This window comes from Amycolatopsis sp. NPDC043889, assembly GCF_056435645.1.
On record NZ_JBWKEC010000042.1, the window covers coordinates 37,839 to 54,670 of the forward strand.

General features: G+C 68.6%; 15 protein-coding genes. 3 read left to right on the forward strand and 12 right to left on the reverse strand.

Translation table 11 applies throughout. The annotated features are described in order from the left end of the window. Positions 1–164: 164 nt before the first annotated feature. The 3 genes from AC0685_RS40030 to AC0685_RS40040 all read right to left on the reverse strand — a co-directional run bounded on the left by AC0685_RS40030 (position 165) and on the right by AC0685_RS40040 (position 5,325). Complete coding sequence (locus AC0685_RS40030; protein WP_478230262.1) at positions 165–3,137, reverse strand: patatin-like protein; 2,973 nt, start codon at positions 3,135–3,137, stop codon at positions 165–167. A 153-nt stretch (positions 3,138–3,290) separates the two neighbouring features. Further along, positions 3,291–4,535, reverse strand: a complete 1,245-nt coding sequence (locus AC0685_RS40035; protein ID WP_478230263.1) for a DUF445 domain-containing protein — start codon at positions 4,533–4,535, stop codon at positions 3,291–3,293. A 7-nt stretch (positions 4,536–4,542) separates the two neighbouring features. Beyond that, positions 4,543–5,325 (reverse strand): Abi-alpha family protein, encoded by a 783-nt coding sequence (locus tag AC0685_RS40040; protein WP_478230264.1) that lies wholly within the window; start codon positions 5,323–5,325, stop codon positions 4,543–4,545. Positions 5,326–5,405: 80 nt separating this feature from the next. Here AC0685_RS40040 and AC0685_RS40045 point away from each other — a divergent pair, with 80 nt between their 5' ends. After that, the gene (locus AC0685_RS40045) at positions 5,406–6,275 is read left to right on the forward strand and encodes a maleylpyruvate isomerase family mycothiol-dependent enzyme (protein ID WP_478230265.1); all 870 of its coding nucleotides are present in this window, start codon (positions 5,406–5,408) and stop codon (positions 6,273–6,275) included. Here AC0685_RS40045 and AC0685_RS40050 read toward each other — a convergent pair. Further along, positions 6,238–6,636 carry a pyridoxamine 5'-phosphate oxidase family protein gene (locus AC0685_RS40050; protein ID WP_478230266.1) on the reverse strand — a complete coding sequence of 133 codons (399 nt, stop codon included), beginning with the start codon at positions 6,634–6,636 and terminating at the stop codon, positions 6,238–6,240. The two genes, AC0685_RS40045 and AC0685_RS40050, sit on opposite strands and share 38 nt — an antisense overlap. Positions 6,637–6,718: 82 nt before the next feature. Here AC0685_RS40050 and AC0685_RS40055 point away from each other — a divergent pair, with 82 nt between their 5' ends. Further along, positions 6,719–7,648 (forward strand): AraC family transcriptional regulator, encoded by a 930-nt coding sequence (locus tag AC0685_RS40055; protein ID WP_478230267.1) that lies wholly within the window; start codon positions 6,719–6,721, stop codon positions 7,646–7,648. Here the strand turns inward: AC0685_RS40055 and AC0685_RS40060 are convergent. Genes AC0685_RS40060 through AC0685_RS40075 form a run of 4 tightly spaced genes read right to left on the reverse strand, consistent with a single transcriptional unit; the run spans position 7,636 to position 10,777 of the window. After that, positions 7,636–7,992 (reverse strand): LapA family protein, encoded by a 357-nt coding sequence (locus AC0685_RS40060; RefSeq protein ID WP_478230268.1) that lies wholly within the window; start codon positions 7,990–7,992, stop codon positions 7,636–7,638. The two genes, AC0685_RS40055 and AC0685_RS40060, sit on opposite strands and share 13 nt — an antisense overlap. A 38-nt stretch (positions 7,993–8,030) precedes the next feature. Further along, positions 8,031–9,179 (reverse strand): dipeptidase, encoded by a 1,149-nt coding sequence (locus AC0685_RS40065; RefSeq protein ID WP_478230269.1) that lies wholly within the window; start codon positions 9,177–9,179, stop codon positions 8,031–8,033. A gap of 9 nt (positions 9,180–9,188) precedes the next feature. After that, the gene (locus tag AC0685_RS40070) at positions 9,189–9,821 is read right to left on the reverse strand and encodes an alpha/beta hydrolase (protein WP_478230270.1); all 633 of its coding nucleotides are present in this window, start codon (positions 9,819–9,821) and stop codon (positions 9,189–9,191) included. Next, positions 9,818–10,777: a ring-cleaving dioxygenase gene (locus AC0685_RS40075; RefSeq protein ID WP_478230271.1), complete on the reverse strand. Its 960-nt coding sequence runs from the start codon at positions 10,775–10,777 to the stop codon at positions 9,818–9,820. The genes AC0685_RS40070 and AC0685_RS40075 overlap by 4 nt, the downstream gene beginning before the upstream one ends. A gap of 97 nt (positions 10,778–10,874) precedes the next feature. On the opposite strand from AC0685_RS40075, the gene AC0685_RS40080 reads away from it, so the two are divergent. After that, complete coding sequence (locus tag AC0685_RS40080; RefSeq protein ID WP_478230272.1) at positions 10,875–11,336, forward strand: MarR family winged helix-turn-helix transcriptional regulator; 462 nt, start codon at positions 10,875–10,877, stop codon at positions 11,334–11,336. A 64-nt stretch (positions 11,337–11,400) separates the two neighbouring features. Here AC0685_RS40080 and AC0685_RS40085 read toward each other — a convergent pair whose 3' ends face one another. The 4 genes from AC0685_RS40085 to AC0685_RS40100 are packed head-to-tail and all read right to left on the reverse strand — an operon-like array spanning position 11,401 to position 16,510. Continuing rightward, positions 11,401–12,999 carry a benzoate-CoA ligase family protein gene (locus AC0685_RS40085; protein ID WP_478230273.1) on the reverse strand — a complete coding sequence of 533 codons (1,599 nt, stop codon included), beginning with the start codon at positions 12,997–12,999 and terminating at the stop codon, positions 11,401–11,403. 19 nt (positions 13,000–13,018) lie between these two features. Next, positions 13,019–14,440, reverse strand: coding sequence for a benzoyl-CoA 2,3-epoxidase subunit BoxB (gene boxB / locus AC0685_RS40090; RefSeq protein WP_478230274.1), 1,422 nt, complete (start codon positions 14,438–14,440; stop codon positions 13,019–13,021). A 7-nt stretch (positions 14,441–14,447) separates the two neighbouring features. Then, complete coding sequence (boxC, locus tag AC0685_RS40095; protein ID WP_478230275.1) at positions 14,448–16,040, reverse strand: 2,3-epoxybenzoyl-CoA dihydrolase; 1,593 nt, start codon at positions 16,038–16,040, stop codon at positions 14,448–14,450. A 32-nt stretch (positions 16,041–16,072) separates the two neighbouring features. Continuing rightward, entirely contained in the window at positions 16,073–16,510 is a 438-nt protein-coding gene (locus tag AC0685_RS40100; RefSeq protein WP_478230276.1) for a hypothetical protein, read from the reverse strand. Positions 16,511–16,832: the final 322 nt, after the last annotated feature.

The window sequence follows — 16,832 nt, forward strand, 5'->3', positions numbered from 1 at the left end:
GGCTACCTGCAACAACCTTGAAACGCACGTGACAAAGGTAACGGTAACGTTTGAAGCGCAGCACTTGTGGGTAAGGCCGCCTCGCTGCGGTCTCACTGCACGTGACGATACCAACCGTTACCGCTTCGTCGCAGGGTCAGGGCGCTATTCGGCGCCCGATTCCGCTATTCACGACGCCGCTTGCGACCCGCGAGCGAGCCGAGCGGCGTCCAGATGGCGGGCAGCACGAGCAGCAGGCAGACGACCAGCCACCAGACCGGCGCCTCGCCACGCCGCCAGCCCGCGACGACGTCGCCGAGCCAGCCGAACAGCGGGTCGCGCACCGGTGGCAGGAAGGCGGCGAACAGCAAGGTCGCCACCACGAGCACGCCGAGCACCGTGAGCATCATCCGCCACGTCTTGCGCAAGGTCATCAGGCTCACCACCAGGAACACGATGGCGCCCGCGGCCACCGGCACGCCGACCCATTGCAGGACCGGGCCGCCCTGTCCACCGAGGACGAAACCGGCCAGCACGGTGATCAGCGCGGCGAGCACGTTCCACGGCGACGGCAGGGTGGCCGCCCCGCGGGTGATCCACCACGCGCTGCGCCCGGCGGCCTTGGCGAAGGTCGCGGCGGGCTGGACCGACTTCGGCACCCGCGTCGCCCCCGCGGCCGCGTTGAGCCCGGCCGCACCGGCCTTGACCAGCGTCTTCGTCAGGAGCATCGTCCCGCGTTCGTGTTCGAACCGTTCGCCGGAGACCTGGCACGCCTGGAACGCGCGCTGGGTCTGTTCGTCGGTTTCGGGCTCGTTCTCGATCATACGCCGGAACCGTTCCGACGGTTTCCCGTTGCCCTTGGCCGTTTTCGCGTCGTGTCCACAGTGGAGGCCGACACACGGCAGTTCTTCGCGCGCGATCTCCAGTTGCCGGACCCTGGCGAGCACCATCGCCGTCACCGGCATGCTGATCGGGAGACCGGCTTCTCCTTCCACATCGGCCAGTTCACCGTCGAGGCCGAGGAAAGCCAGCTCCCCGGCCAATTGCGCGCGCAGGGCGTCCGCTTCCTCTTGCGACAGGCCGTCTTCCGTGCCCGGCTGCCGCCAGCCGATCTCCTTGAAGGTGTCCCGTACCCGTGCCCGGAACGCCTCCCGCCCGACGACGTCGCGCAGCAGGCGCAGGCGTTTCGGGTCCAGCAGGCATTGCACCAGCCAGCCCGCGCCGTCGACCCTGCCCCACATCCAGTCGTTCGCGCGCCAGGACGCCTTGTAGAACGCGCCGAAGTAGTCGGCCTGCATGCCGGTGAGCTTGTCCCACGAACGGCGTCGTTTCATGTCCAGCAGCGTCCGCGAATCCGCGCTCACCTGGACGAGATCGACCCGCTGGTCGACCGACGGTGCCTGCGCGAGCAGCCCCCGCGTCGCGATGTGCAGGCGCACCAGCCGCGAGGTGACGATGGGATCGCCCGCACTCTTGTCGTCGGACGTGAGCCCGGTCCACGCCAGCAGCGTGCTGACCGTGTCGGCGGCTTCGGTGTCGGGTTTCGCCTGCGCCAGCGGCAAAAGGACCGGGGTGGCCTGCCGGAGGGCGGCGACGACGAGCGGCCACGCCTCCTTCAATGTGTCCGCGCGGCCGAGCGCGGCCCATTCCTTGGCGAGGCCTTCGATCCAAGCCGCCAGCGTGACGTCGGCCGTCGGCGGATCCTGTTCGGCGACCCAGCCCGCGAGCCGCTTCCCCCGCGCCGCCTTGTGCCGCGCTTCGTGCAGCAGCACGCGGCAACGGTTGAGCTGCACCGCGTGCTCCGGCGACGGATCGAGCCGGAAGCCCGCGTTCACCAGTTGCAGCCCGGTGGCGACCGAATCGTCGAGCGCGGTGGTGCGGAAGGCGACGAGATCCGCGAGTTCGCAGGTGTCCTTCGGCGGCTCGGCGGGGAGGCCGTCCCGCAGCCCGGCCGCCGCGGCCGCGCGCAGCTGCGCCGCCGTGCCGGACGCCCACTGGCGACCCTGATCCTCCACATCGGACAGTGAGAGCCTGCGGGTCGCCTCGCGGACCAGCGCGGTGGCGTCCTCCTGCACGCGCCGGTCGCGGTAGTCGTTCATCAGCCGCTGGTCGACCAGCGAGTCCGGGCCGCCGCGAACCCCCATCGCGGCAAGGGAAACCCGGGTCCCCCTTGTCCGGACGACTGCGTCGTTGTGCCTGGTCAGGTCCTCCAGCTCGGCGCTGATCGTCTGGCTCAGCACGGTGCCGACGACCTTGCTCATCGCGGTACCCAGCAGCGGCGGCCGCTCCGGATCGACCACGACCCGCTCGGCCTCGCGTTCCGCCGTCGGCACCACGTACAGCAGCAGCCGCCGGACGTCCGAATGCGACTGCCGCTCGAAGATCTCCCGCAGCGCCGGGCGCAACGGTTTGTTCAGCAGCACCCCGCCGTCGGTGAGCCAGTGCGAGCGCGTGACGTCGGTGTACTTCGTCATGTCCGGATGCAGCGGTCCGGTCTTCTCGCCGATCGGCATCCGGGAAAGTTCAAAGGCACCGGGGAACGACGCGGTGGACCTTGCGGCGAGCGCGAGCGGGCCGACCACCTCGTCCGTCCACAAAGGACCATCGAAGCGGAACAAGAGCCGGTGTTCGGTGTCCCGCACCAGATTGCCGAGCGCGTCGTCGAACCTGGTCGTCTCGCCGTCGATCATCGTGCCGGTGAGCAGCACCGTGATGTCGGGACAGTCGGGTTTCACCGTCGCCTTGTCGGTGATCCGGTGCAGCGCGTCCTTGAGATCGCCGAGCAGCACCTTGTCGCCGTCGAGCAGCGAACGCGGTTCCTTCTCGCCGGGATCGCGGATCAGGTTGTCGAGCGATCCCGTGCTGATCCACGTGTCGCGCAGCACCTGCGGGCTCGACCGGAACGCCTCGGCCAGCCCGAGGCACGCCGCGTTGATACCGCCCGCGCTCGTGCCGGTGAGCACGTCGAGCGAGACGGTGGCGTTGAGCAGATCGAGCAAGGCCCGGTACGGGCTTTTCGATTCCGGCGTTCTCGACGCCTGGAGCAGATGCGAGGTCTCGGTGGCGACCCCGCCCATCCAGACCGCGAGACTCGCCCCGCCCACCATGGTCATCGCCAGCCGGATCTCCTGCGGCCACGGACTCCCCGCGTCGGCCATGTGCGCCCTCCCCCAAGGCTCAGTGCAGGAGGCACTCTAGACCGGACGGAGGGCCCGGTGTACCGCCGATGAGGCAGCCATCCGCGCATTTAGTCCTCTGGATGCGGTCCTTGCGCGTGCAACTACCGCATCCAGAGGACTAAATGCGGGTCGTCAGGCGGCGAAGTGCTCCAGCAGGAGGACCTGCGCCTCACCGACGGCGAAACCCAGGACGGCACCGGTCGCGATCAGGATCCATTCGTCCTGCTGGAACGCCGGCCGCAGCAGTCCCTCGAACTCGCGCGGCGACAGCTCCTTCATCTTCGTCACCAGCACGTTCCGGATGTCCATCGCGTCCGTCGCGTAGTCCTCGATGTACCGCATGGTGTCCGGCAGTTCGTCCATGATCTTCTCGGCGATGTTCAGCTTCATGTCCTGATACCGCTTGCTGCCGACGGCGAACACCACCAGCGGTTTCCCGACGCCGATACGCCGCCCGAGCTGTTCGTCGAGCTGGCGCTGGATGAGCCCGAGCACGCGGTCCGACAGCGGGCCGTGCAGAACCGCCTCGATCACGTTGTGCGGGGTGATGATCTCCTTGGCGATCAGCGCGCCGTACGCCTCCGCGACCTCGCCGCGCCGTTTCAGGAACAGGCCCTGCCAGCGCACGCCGAAGTACCGGCGTTCCTCGATCGGATAGAAGATCATCCGCAGCGCGAGCCAGTCGGTGAACCAGCCGGTGAAAAGCCCGAACAGGGGCATGATCAGCGGGAACTTGAACAGCACCCACGCGACCATCTGGATCACGCCGATGAGCCCGCCGAAGAAGATGCCGGAGCGGGCGATGAACTTGAACTCCTTGTCGCCGGCCTCCTGGAAGATCCGGTTCAGCAGCCGTTTGTCCTTGACCAGTGCGGTGACCACCATGCCCTTGAGGTCGAATACACTGTCCACATCGGACTTGATCAGCTCCAGCACGGCCGCGACCATCCGCGGCGTCTCGGCCTGGACGCGCTGGATCACCAGCCGCTGCATCCCCACCGGCAGGGATTCCCACAGCCCCGGCTGATAGTGGGCGGCGACGTCGCGCACGATGTCCTCGACCGCCGCCTGGAGCGGTTTTTCGATCTCCTTGGCGATTCTCTGCGGATCGAGCCTGGCGACGACCTCGGCCGGTTTGATCAGCTGCTCGGTCATCGTGTCGCAGGCGATGCTCGCCATCCGCGCGGCGCGTTTGGGCACGATGCCCTGCCAGCCGAGGAACGGTTTGATGCCGACGAACTCGACCGGCTGGAACATCATCCGGATCGCGACGAGTTTGGTGGTGTAGCCGATCAGGGCGGCCACGATCGGGATGGAGACGTAGAGCGGCCAGTGCTCGCCGAAATCGGCGAGGATCCCGTCGAGGAACGCACCCATGCCGAAGTCAGCCGGCGCTCGGGTCGCAGGCCTGCCAGAACTGGGCGCCGAGCCGGGAAATATGGACCGTGCGCTTCACGAACTTGGCCCGCTTGACCGACTTCTCCGCCTCGCGGACGGTCTCGTCGGTCAGCAGGATCTCGTACTGCGTCTCCAGCGCGGGCACCTCTTCGTCCAGCTCGATCAGGCCGAGCCCGATCAGCCTGGTGAGGTAGCCGGGCACCTGGTCCGGCAGTGACACCCCGGCGGCCTTGCCGACGGTGGAAGCGTTGCGGAGCACGAACCGTCCGGCCGCGCCGAGGCTGGTCCGCTCGGCGACGTCGACGGCGGGGAACGGCGAGCCGTCGGAAAGCGCGGAAAGGATGCGGGCCTCGTCCGGCGTGAGCTGCCGCAGGATGATCGCGTACAGGTATTCGCGGGCCCGCTCGCGGCCGAAGCCGATCGAGTGGTTGAGCAGTTCGGCCATCGCCGCGCGGAGCGGTTCGAGCTGGGCGCGGGTGTGCACGAGGGTGATGGTCGCCTCGACCGGCCGCGAACCGTTGGTGTCGGGCCGGTTCATCGCGGACGCGGCGGTGAGCGCGGCGTGGTACGGGTCGTCGACCTCGTCGAGACGGCGGCGCAGCTCCGAAAGCAGCTGCCGCTCGCCCTGTTTGACGATCTGTTCCGCGATTTCGACCCCGGGGAGTTTGCGGGTGAACTCGAAGCCCGTGCGGGCGGCCCAGCCCGCCAGCTGTCCCGCGCGTTTGGCGAAAGCGGCCAGGTCTTCACCGGCGGGTCGATCGTTGCTCACGGGCACTCCCCTCACGTTCGCGCTGATGCTACCTGCGAGTAGGCCGAATGGCCGAGAATGTGATGGACCTGGGTGTTTGGATGGTCACCATGAGCTTCACGCGCTGGGGTCCGCCGATCGACGTCCTCCCGCTGTTCGCGCGGGAGGAGCAGGCTCTGCTCGACGTGCTCACCGGTCTGGACGCGGAGCAGTGGGCCGCGCCGACGGTGTGCACGGGCTGGACGGTGCACGATCTCGCGGCCCACATCCTGGGCGACAAACTCGGCAGGCTGTCCCGAGACCGCGACGACTACCGGGCGACGGCACCGCGCGAGGGCGAACGCTTCGGGGACTTCATCGACCGGATCAACGACGAATGGGTGGTCGCGTGCCGTCGGCTGTCCCCCGAGGTGCTGTTCGCGATGCTGGTGGACAGCACCTCGCAGATCGCCGAGATGTGGGGCCGCGCCGACCTCGACGCCGTCGGCGAGCCGGTGAGCTGGGCCGGGGACGAACCGGCGCCGGTCTGGCTCGACGTCGCCCGCGAGTACACCGAGTTCTGGGTGCACCAGCAGCAGATCCGCGAGGCCGTGGGCGCGCGGACGCTGGACGAGCCGGAGTTCCGCGGGCCGGTGATCGATACCTTCATGCGGGCGCTGCCGTACACCCTGCGTGACGTCGACGCCCGCGCCGGCAGGCAGGTCGCCTACACCGTCACCGGCCAGGGTGGCGGGAAGTGGACGGCGCGGCGGACCGCCGACGGCTGGGAACTCGACCGGGTCGCGCCGACGTCACGCGCGCCGCTGGCCTCGGTGACGACGGACGCGGACACCTTCTGGCGGCTGTGTACCCGGAACCCCGCGGACCGCGCCCGGGTCACCGCCGAGGGCGACGAAAACGTTTGCGCCACCCTGCTCGGGATGACCTCGATCATCACATCAGGTAACGGCTCACCTTCTCCGGCCGGATGACGAGCCGCACGAGATCGAGGGTCTGGATCCCGGCGAGCTCGCCCGCGTGGGCCGGGTCTTCGAGGTCCCAGTAGCGCTCGGCGAGCCGCGCGGCCAGTTCGTGCGCCCCGCCGGGCTCCACCGTGACGCCGCCGGAGACCGAGACCCAGCGCTCGCGTTCGCCCACCGGGGCGGCCACGATGATCGACGCGCGGGGATCGTCGTCCAGCCGCCGGACCTTGGGCGACTCGCGGGGCGTGAACAGCTGGATCGTGCCGTCGTCGGCAGCCTCGAACCACACCGGCCGGACCGGGCCGCCGGCCACGGTCAGGAATCCGTGCAGGGGGCGGCGGAGGAATTCGAGGTCGTCGGAGGTCAGCATGAACTCGATTCAACCCGGCAGACTTGGACGCGCCCATAGGTGAAAGGCCGGATCGCCTGTCCATTCGTCTAACCTCGGCAAGGTGGACGTCTTCAGTGACCTGATCCGCGGCGTGCGGTCCCAGGGCTCCTTGTTCGGCAGTTCGACCCTGTCCCCGCCGTGGAACCTGCACTTCGTGGACGGCGCGCCGCTGACCCTGTGCGCCGTGCTCACCGGCGCGGGCTGGGTCGTCCCGGAGGACGGCCCGCCCGAGCCGCTTCGCGCGGGCGAGTCGGTCATCGTACGCGGCCCCGCGACGTTCACCTTCGTCGACGAAGTCGGCACTCCGGCCGAACCGATCGCGTGCGGCGAGCACTGCGCGACGCCCGAACAGGGCGGGACCCGGCACCGGCTCGGCTGGGTCGACGACCCGGGTGGCGAGACGACGTTGATCGTCGGCGCGTACCCGGTGCGCGGCGAGATCGGCCGCCCGCTGCTGGACGCGCTGCCCGTCGTGCTGCGCGTGGACGCCGGTGGCGCGGGCGACCCCGTGCTGGAGCACCTCGCCGCCGAGGTCGCCGTCGACGCGCCGGGTCAGCAGGTGGTCCTCGACCGGCTGCTGGACTGGATGCTCGTCTGTTCGCTGCGCGAGTGGTTCGACCGGCCGGGCGGCGAACCCCCGGCGTGGTGGGCCGCGCAGCGGGATCCGGTGGTCGGCGACGCCCTGCGCCTGCTGCACGCGGAACCGGCGGCACCGTGGACCGTCGGCACGCTGGCCGGGCGGACCGGGGTCTCGCGGTCGACGCTGGCCAAACGGTTCGCCGACCTGGTCGGCGAACCGCCGCTGGCCTATCTCACCCGCTGGCGCATGACCCTCGCGGCGGATCTCCTCGCCGGACCGGAGCACGCGACCATTTCCGACATCGCCCGCACCGTCGGCTATTCCGACGCGTTCGGGTTCAGCGCGGCGTTCAAACGCGTGCGGGGCGTCAGCCCGAGCGAGTTCCGCCGCGGGGTCCCTCAGCGCAGCTGATGCCGCGACTTCTTGGCCTGCTTGCGCAACTGCAGGATCCGGGCGCCGCCGACGAGCGCGACCAGCGCGCCACCGGCGATCACGGAGAACAGCATCGCGACCGCCAGCGGCATGCTCCCGGACATGCCCAGGAAGTGCACGGTGGCCGTGTCCTGGTTCTGCAGGATGAACACGAGCAGGAACACCAGCACGATCAACGCCACGATGACGGCGATCCATGTGCCGCTCACCCGCGTCCGTTTGAGCTTCGGGCCGGCTTCGAATTTACCGCTGTGGCGTGCGCCGCCCGCGGTTTCGGACGGCTTGACGGGAACCTCGGCGGCGCCCTCCTCCGGCTGCGTCATGCAGGACAGTGTCCGCCGAAGCGGGCTTGATCGCGCTCTCAAGCGTCCGAACGGGTGACCTCGTCCGCCGCACGCAGCACCCGCAAGGTGTTCTTCCCGGCCAGTTTCGCGCAGTCCTCTTCGCTCCAGCCGCGTTCCAGCAGCGCGGCGAACAGCACCGGGTACTTCGAAACGTCTTCGAGGCCTTCGGGCAGCGTCGCGACTCCGTCGTAATCGCCGCCGAGCCCGATGTGGTCGACGCCCGCCACTTCGCGCGCGTGCTCGATGTGCGCGACGACGTCGTCGATGCCCGCCTTCGGCTTCTCGGGGCCGCCTCGTTCGGCGGTGAACTTCGTGCGCTGGTCGATGTTCCGGTAGTCCTTGCCCGCGGCTTCCATGTCCTGGCGCAGCCGGTCGTCCCACTCGGCGACCTTCGGCGAGATGAAGCCCGGCACGAACGTCACCATCGCGACGCCGTCCTTGGCCGCCAAGGTTTCCAAGACATCGTCGGGGATGTTGCGAGGATGGTCGTTGACCGCGGTGCAGGAGGAGTGGCTGAAGATCACCGGCGCGGAACTGACCTCGAGCGCGGCGCGCATCGTGCTCGGCGCGACGTGCGAGAGGTCGACCAGCATGCCGATCTTGTTCATCTCGCGGACGACGTCGCGGCCGAACTCGGTGAGCCCGCCGTGCTCGGGTTCGTCGGTGCCGGAGTCGGCCCAGGTGGTGTTGTAGTTGTGGGTGAGCGTCATGTAGCGGACGCCGAGGCGGCGCAGGATCCTCAGCACGCCAAGGGATTCGGCGATGCTGTGGCCGCCCTCGGCGCCCAGCAGCGACGCGATCTTGCCGTCGCGGAAAGCGGTTTCGGCCTCGTCGGCGGTGTCCACGAGGGCCAGGCGATCGGGGTAGCGCTCGGCCATCTGGTGCACGATCTCGATCTGTTCGAGCACCGCCGTCACCGCGCTGTGGCCCTCGAACTGGCAAGGCACGTAGACGGACCAGAACTGCATCCCGAGCCTGCCTTCGGCGAGCTTCGGGAAGTCGGTGTGCAGATGCGGCTGACGGACCGTGAGATCCGTGCCGGTCACGGCCTCGACCGGGTCCGGCCCGGTCGTGACCCGCAGCTCCCATGGCAGATCGTTGTGCCCGTCCGCGAGGAGGACCCTGTCGAGCAGGGCCTGGGCGCGGACGAGGTCCCCGTTAGTCATCGGACGATGCTACGTTCGCGTCCTTTGCTCTCCCCGCTGTGGGTTGAGCCACCCCGCGGCCGCTACCGAACCGTTGCCGGTCACCTGGTGCCCGCCGGGATGGCGATGGGCGACGACGTCCGCGCCGCGCTCGCGCAGGTCACGGACGAGCGTCTCCGCCGAGGGCAGCGGCGCCATCGGATCGTGCTCGCCGTTCGACAGGAAGACCCGGGTTCCGGACAGATCGTTCCGCGGCGGGGAAGGAACAGGCGACATCGCCGCGAACAGCACGGCCTCCCTGACGGCGTCCGGGCGGAGCAGGGTCACCGCGGCGGCGATGTTGGCGCCGTTGGAGAACCCGATGGCCACCAGCCGCCGGTCACCGAGGCCGTACTCCTCACGCGAGGCGAGCACGAAGTCGGCCAGCTGGTTCGCGCGGAAGACGACGTCCTCGTGGTCGAAAACGCCTTCCGCCAGCCTGCGGAACCAGCGTGCCGCACCGTGTTCCGACACCGGCCCGGCGGGCGCGAGCAGCGCCGACGCCGGGCTCAGCTGCCGGGCGAGCGGCACGAGATCGTCCGGGCCGCCGCCGGTGCCGTGCAGGAGCAGCAGCACCGGCTCGTCGGGCGCCCCTTCGACGTACTTGTGCTCCAAGGTGCTCATCGCGGGTTGTTCTCGCTCGGCAGGTCCAGCTTCGGCAGCATGGCCTCGATGTCCTCGCGTTTGGGTTCCAGCCATGGCGGCAGTTTCAGCGCGCGGCCGAGCTCCAGCAGCGGCTCGTCGATCGCGAAACCGGGTTCGTCGGTCGCGACCTCGAGCAGCGTGCCGCCCGGCTCGCGGAAGTAGATCGAGCGGAAGTACTGACGGTCCAAAATGGACGTCACGTTCACGCCGTCGCCGATCAGCTCGTCGCGCCAGGCGGCCTGGGTGTCCTCGTCCGGCGCGCGCCAGGCGACGTGGTGCACGGTGCCCGCCGCCACCAGCCCGCGCGGGGCGTCCGGCGTGACGAGGACGTCGACGAGCGCGCCGGGGCCGCCTTCGCCTGCGGAGAACCGCAGGCGGTTGCCGTCCTGGTGTTCGAAGGTCAGGCCGAGGCCGTCGGTCAGCATCCCGGCGGTCGCGTCCTCTTGGGACACCGACAGCGTGACGGAGTGCAGCCCGCGGATGGCGTGTTCGGCGGGGACCAGCTTCGTGTCCCACGGGTCACGCGGGTCGCCCTGCGGATGCGCGACGAGCGCGAGTTCGAGGCCGTCCGGGTCGAGGAAGGTGAGCGTCTCCTCGCCGTCGGAGTTGCGGACCTGGCCGGTCTCGACGCGGTTCTCCGCGAGGTGCCGCGTCCACCAGCCGAGTGAGGCCTCCGGCACGGAGAACGACGTCGTGGTCGCCTGGCCGGTGCCGTGACGGCCCTTCGGCGCGTCCCGCCACGGGAAGAACGTCATCAGCGAGCCGGGCTTGCCGGACTCGTCGCCGTAGTAAAGGTGGTACGTGCCGGGGTCGTCGAAGTTCACGGTGGTCTTCACCAGCCGCAGGCCGAGTGCCCGGGTGTAGAAGTCCGCGTTGCGCTGGGGGTCGCCACCGATGGCGGTGACGTGGTGCAGGCCCGAAGTCTTGATCGACATGGTGCCCTCCTCTGGAGCCGGTGGACTCAAGCTAACCCGATAACCTCTCGCGCGCAAGATATATTCCAGGAAGAGTTCTTGGTGTACCCTCGCTCGCGTGGCAGTGGTGAAATCGGAGGAACCGAACGACGACGAAGTGGTCACGTGGTGGGGCCTGGTGATCGAGGGCTACCTGGCCACGCAGAACAAGCTGATGGGCGAGATCGCCGAACGGTTCGGTCTGGCGCCGGCGTCGTTCGACATCCTGCTGCGGCTCGTGCGCTCACCCGAGCACCGGATGCCGATGACCCGGTTGGCCGTCGAGGCGGCCCTGTCGAGCGGCGGGTTCACCAAGGTCGCGGACCGGCTGGTCGCCGCGGATCTGATCTGCCGCGTGCCCAGCCCGGACGATCGCCGCGTCACGTTCGCGGCGCTCACCGACCACGGTCTCGACGTCGCCGAGAAGGCGAGGGAAGCGTGTGCCGAGATCCTGCGGCGCATCGTCCTGACCCCGCTCGGTGACGGCGCGCACGATCTGGCCGAGGCCATGCGGACCCTGCGCACCGTCAACGGCGGGTGACGCGCGGCCTGGCACCTCGTATTTAGTCCTCTGAATGCGGTACTTGCGTGTGCATGGACCGCATTCAGAGGACTAAATGCGGAGGGGCGGGGGCCCGGACCTCGTACATGTCCCGTACCAGTTCCCGGATGACGTTGCGCCGGATCTTCCCGGTCGCCGTCTTCGGCAGTTCGCCCAGCTCGACGATGCTCCGCGGCCGCTTGAAGGACGCCAGCCCGGCCCGGCAGAACTCGATCAGCTCGTCCGCGTCCAGCCTGCCGCCGGGCACACCGACCACGCACGCGACCGGTTTCTCGATGCCGTCGGCGTCGAAGGCGGCCACCACCGCGACCTCGGCGACCGCCGGATGCTGCAGCAGCCTGTCCTCGACCTCGGCGGGAGACACCCAGATCCCGCCCGGTTTCAGCATGTCGTTGAAGCGCCCGAGGCAGGTGTAGCTCCCGTCGGCGTTGCGCACGAAGCTGTCACCCGTCCGCAGCCATTCGCCCTGGAAGACCTGCTTCGTCGTCTCGTACCGCGCCCAGTACCCGGTCGCGATCGACGGCCCGGCGACGAACAGTTCACCGGGCTGCCCGTCCGGCACCGGCTCTCCCTGTTCGTCGCGCAGCGCGATGTCGTAGCCCGGCACCGGCACCCCGGTGCTGCCGGGTCGGACCTGACGCGGCCGGTTGGACAGGAAGATGTGCAACGCCTCGGTCGAGCCGATCCCGTCCAGGATCTCGACGCCGAAACGGTCACGGAACCGTTCGTACAGCACGGCGGGCAGCGGCTCCCCCGCCGAAACCGCTTGGCGCACCGAGGAGAACGTGTCGTCGGGGATGTCGCTGGCGAGCAGCGCGGCGTAGAACGTCGGGACGGCGAAGAACAACGTCGGCCGCTCCGCGCGGACCCTGGCGGCGATCAGCCCCGGGGTCGGCCTCGCGGGTTCGAGCAGTGTCGTCCCGCCCGCCGCGAGCGGGAAGAACGCCGAATTCCCCAGCCCGTAGGCGAAGAACAGCTTGGGGACGGAAAGGAACCGGTCGTTCGGGCCGATGTCCAGCACGCCGCGCGCGTACGTTTCGCAGACCGCGCGGATGCTCGCGTGGCGATGCATCGCGCCTTTCGGCTTGCCCGTCGTCCCCGACGTGTACAGCCAGAGCGCGGGCGAATCCTCCCAGGTCGGCGCCGGTTCGAAACCGGGATCGTCCACTGTGGACAGCTCGCTCCACTCGTGCGCGCGGACCCCGGACGGCAGTTCGGCCGCCTTGGCCCTGTCCAGCACGACGTCGGTGACCTCCGGCGCCAGCCCGAGCGCGACCGTCGCCTGCGCGGCGAACTCGCCCGAAACACACAGGACCCTGGCGCGGGAATCGGCGAGCAGTTTGCCCAGGTCCAGCCCGGTGACCATGGTGGACACCGGCACCGCGACCGCTCCGGCCAGCATCGCGCCGAGGATCCCGGTGAGCAGTTCGACGTCGTCGACCATGCAGAACAGGACCCGCTCCTCCGGGCGGACGCCGATCGCCTTCAGCCCCGCCGCGACCCGGCGGCTTTCGGCCGCCAGGCCCGCGTACGTGAGGTTCCGTCTCGGGGAAACGACCGCGGCCTTCGCCCCGCGCCCTTCCGCCAGATGCCGGTCGAGCAGGTAGCTCGCCGCGTTGAAACCGGTGGCAGCAGCGGACACGGGCGCACCTTCTATCGGCTCAGCTCAGGTAAACGTATTCATAGTCGAACGGTTTCCCATTGATGCCCTGACGTGGCGGTGCCACCCAGCTCGCGATCTTTCCTCGCTCGTACACCGGGCGCATCAGCGATCGGACGAAGGTCAGGTCTTCGGGAGTGGGCAGCCACTTGCGTTTGCCGGCCAGCCAGGTCCGCTCGTCGACAACGGTGCCGTCGGGCGTCACATGGTGGCCGGAGTTTATGCCGACTTCGCGATTGAATCCAGGGTGCGGGAGGACGAATCGGAAGTCGATGCCCGCCTCGTCCAGGATCCTGTTCCAGCGGTTGACGCCGGTCTGGCAGTCGGCGCGGTACTCCTCCCGCAGGTCGAGGTTCAGCAGCAGGATGGCCGGGAGTTCCTCGGTCTCCCAGGTGCCGTCGGCCCTCGGCCGGGACAGCGATCCGGCGGCGTCGGTGAGCTTGTGGTCGTCCTTGCGGCGGGCCTCCTGCCAGCGGCCTTTCAGCCCGGCGGTGTAGTAGTTCGCCGCGTTGGTCGACGTCTCGCCGCCGAACAGGTCGAGCGAGACGGTGTAGTGGAAGTTGAGGTAACGCTGGATGACTTCCAGGGGGATCCCGCCGTGCCCGGCGATGTCGAAGGTGTCGTGCTCGCGGATCAGTTCGGCAGCGCGGGTGACCACCCGGTCGACCCCCGTGGTGCCGACGAACATGTGGTGCGCCTCTTCCTTGAGCATGAATTCACAAGTGCGGGAAAGCGGGTCGAAGCCGCTTTCCTTGAGGGTGCCGAGCTGGTATTTGCCATCGCGATCGGTGAAATAGGTGAACATGTAGAACGCGAGCCAATCCGCGGTCTCCTCGTTGAAGGCGCCGAGGATCCGGGGCGCGTCCGGACTTCCGGAATTCCGGAGCAGCAATCCTTCCGCTTCGTCGCGGCCTTCGCGGCCGAAGTAGGCGTGCAGCAGATACACCATCGCCCACAGGTGGCGGCCTTCTTCGACGTTGACCTGGAAGAGGTTCCGCAGGTCGTAGAGGCTCGGCGCGGTGAGGCCCAGCAGCTTCTGCTGCTCGACCGACGCGGGTTCGGTGTCGCCCTGGATCACGATGAGCCGCTGCAGGTCGGCGCGGTATTCGCCGGGCACCTGCTGCCAGGCGGGCTCGCCCTTGTGCTCGCCGAAGCCGATCACCCGGTCCGGATCCGGCTCCGCGAGGAAGATCCCCCACCGGTAGTCGGGCACGTCGACGTGGTCGAAATGCGCCCAGCCGTCCCGGCCGACGCTGACCGCGGTCCGCAGGTAGACCCCTCGCGTCCGCAGCGCGGGGCCCATTTCGCCCCACCAGTCCAGGAATTTCGGTTGCCAGCCCTCCAGCGCCCGCTGGAGGCGCCGATCACCGGAGAGGTCGACGTTGTTGGGGATCTTGGCGTCGTAATCGATCTTGGTGGGCATGGGCTGTTCAAACCCGCTTCCTGTCGAAGACGGCCTTCTGACCGGTCCCGTAGCGACGCAGCGCGCCCTCGGGACCGGATGCGTTCGGACGGGTGAAGATCCAGTTCTGCCAGGCGGCGAGCCTGCCGAAGATCTTGCTTTCCAGCGTCTCGGGGCCGACGAACCGGTGGTTCGCCTCCATTCCGGTCAAGGCGTCCGGGCTGAGCGACGCCCGTCCTTCCAGCGCGATCCGGATCTCGTCCTCCCAGTCGAGGTCGTCCGGTGCGTCGGTGACCAGGCCGAGTTCGTTCGCCTCGGCCGGGCTCAGCGTTTTGCCGCGTACCTCCGCGAGCCTCGTGACGTGATCGGGGTCGCCGAAGAACCGGGACTCGAGGCGGGTCAGGCCGTTGCCCATCGGGAAACGACCGAAGTTGGCTTCCGACAGCGTGATCGACGCACGTTCTTCACTGTCTTCGTCATCGAGCGGCGGACCGTCCAAGATGTACTGCCGGTCCGCGGCGAGCGCGAGTTCCAGCAGGAGCCCGGCGTAGCAGCTGCCAGGCTCGACAAGGGCGATCAGGCTGCGGCTGGTGACGTCCAGCCGCTTCAGCGTCCGCTTGAAGTAGTGGACGATTTCGTTGCTCAGGCAGTCTTTCGCGTCGAACACGGCGCGTTCGTGTTCGAGGACCTTCGCCGGATCGCCTTCGGTACGGAGTACCCACGTGCCGAGTTCGGGTTCGTTGGTGCGCAAGCGAAGGATCGCGTCGTCCAGTTCGCGGGTGACGTCCAGCAGCCAGCCGTCGTCGCCATCCGGGCCCTTGACGGTGATCGTCGCGTCGGTCTTGCCGCGGGCGATGTCGACATAACGATGCTTGAGTGGCCTCAGTTCGACGCCTTCCCCGTCGAGCCGCTCGCTCGTCCGCGCGAGCTCCTTCGCCCTGGCCAGCACGGCTTCGCGGAAACCCTGCCGCGGCACGAGCTCGTCGACGAGCCGCCAGTCGACAGCGGTGCGCCCTTTCACCCCGTCGGGGCGGGTGGCGAAGACGTCGGCGAGATCCCGCCGCACGCCGCGTTTGTCGACCACCCTGGTGAGCCCGCCGGTGCCGGGCAGGACGCCGAGGAGCGGCACCTCCGGCAGCGCGACGGTCGAGGAGTTGTCGTCGACCAGCAGGATCTTTTCGCAGGCGAGCGCGATTTCGTAGCCGCCGCCGGCACAGGTGCCGTTGACCGCCGCGACGTAGATCTGCCCGGAGTGCGCGGCGGCGTCCTCCATGGCGTTGCGGGTCTCATTGGTGAACTTGCAGAAGTTCACCTTCCACTCGTGCGACGACGAGGCGAGCATGCGGATGTTCGCGCCGGCACAGAAGACGTTGTCCTTCGCGCTGGTCACGATGACCACGCGGACCTCGGGATGCTCGAACCGCAGCCGCTGTGTCGCGTCGTACAGCTCGATGTCGACGCCGAGGTCGTACGAGTTGAGCTTGAGCTCGTACCCCGGCACGAGACCGCCATCCGCGTCGACGTCGAGTTCGAGCCACGCGACGTCGCCGTCGGTGGACAGTGTCCAGTGCCGGTAGCCGCTGGGATGACGTTCGAACGTCACCGATGTGGTCCGCGTCACCCTTCCGATTGTCTACATCGCACTGATTTACGTCAATGTTGTGTAGAAAGTTGGTCAGCCGTCGTCACCCGGCTGAGCTTCGCCGCCGCCCAGACCACGAACACCCACAGCAGCAGCGCGGCCGCCGTGTCGGTGTAGATCGTGGCGAACCAGAAGGCCGGGATCCGCGGCACGGCGACCAGGAAGTGGCCGAGGCTCGCGAGACCGGAGAGCGAGTAGACCATCAGGAAGACGAGCGCCCGCCAGTAACGTCCGCGCAGGTAGTCGCGGTAGCCGAGCACGCCGAAGACGGAGAAGAGGACGTACGCGACGACGACCAAGGTGGCGGCCATGCCCACCGAGATCCCCTCGACCTGCGGATAGTCCGCCGCCCTGATCACGTTGTGCGCGTAGTGCAGCGTGGTGGACAGCAGCGCGAAGGCCAGGATCAGCCGTAACGCGGCGAGTCCCTTGTCCTGAAGAGTTTCCATGTTCGCCCCCTTGGCGACTTGATAGATCGCTCTAGCGAGAGAGAATAGACCATGGCGGGCGAGAGATGAAGGGACCTTTGCTCCCGCGGGACGGGGTGTGTGGGTTTCGGTGCGCTAGATGTCCCAAACCCACACAGTCACCGAAGGCGGCCCGATCCGCTTCGCGCGCGGGAGCAAGGCGTGACCGGGCGGACGACAGGAGGGTGTGCGGAAATAGAGACGTTGAGCCTGGATCCACCGATGTGTTTGTTAGGTGATCTTGGTGGGGTTTGTTGATCTTTTGGCTGGTTGCTGGCAGGGCGGGGTGCCGGTCGTCTCATCC

What these genes read in the sequence shown, in the direction of transcription:
- AC0685_RS40030 (WP_478230262.1), bottom strand. Translation starts at nt 3,137, where the DNA reads ATGGCCGACGCGGGGAGTCCGTGGCCGCAGGAGATCCGGCTGGCGATG.
- AC0685_RS40035 (WP_478230263.1), bottom strand. Translation starts at nt 4,535, where the DNA reads ATGGGTGCGTTCCTCGACGGGATCCTCGCCGATTTCGGCGAGCACTGG.
- AC0685_RS40045 (WP_478230265.1), top strand. Translation starts at nt 5,406, where the DNA reads ATGGTCACCATGAGCTTCACGCGCTGGGGTCCGCCGATCGACGTCCTC.
- AC0685_RS40050 (WP_478230266.1), bottom strand. Translation starts at nt 6,636, where the DNA reads ATGCTGACCTCCGACGACCTCGAATTCCTCCGCCGCCCCCTGCACGGA.
- AC0685_RS40060 (WP_478230268.1), bottom strand. Translation starts at nt 7,992, where the DNA reads ATGACGCAGCCGGAGGAGGGCGCCGCCGAGGTTCCCGTCAAGCCGTCC.
- AC0685_RS40065 (WP_478230269.1), bottom strand. Translation starts at nt 9,179, where the DNA reads ATGACTAACGGGGACCTCGTCCGCGCCCAGGCCCTGCTCGACAGGGTC.
- AC0685_RS40070 (WP_478230270.1), bottom strand. Translation starts at nt 9,821, where the DNA reads ATGAGCACCTTGGAGCACAAGTACGTCGAAGGGGCGCCCGACGAGCCG.
- AC0685_RS40075 (WP_478230271.1), bottom strand. Translation starts at nt 10,777, where the DNA reads ATGTCGATCAAGACTTCGGGCCTGCACCACGTCACCGCCATCGGTGGC.
- boxB (WP_478230274.1), bottom strand. Translation starts at nt 14,440, where the DNA reads ATGCCCACCAAGATCGATTACGACGCCAAGATCCCCAACAACGTCGAC.
- AC0685_RS40100 (WP_478230276.1), bottom strand. Translation starts at nt 16,510, where the DNA reads ATGGAAACTCTTCAGGACAAGGGACTCGCCGCGTTACGGCTGATCCTG.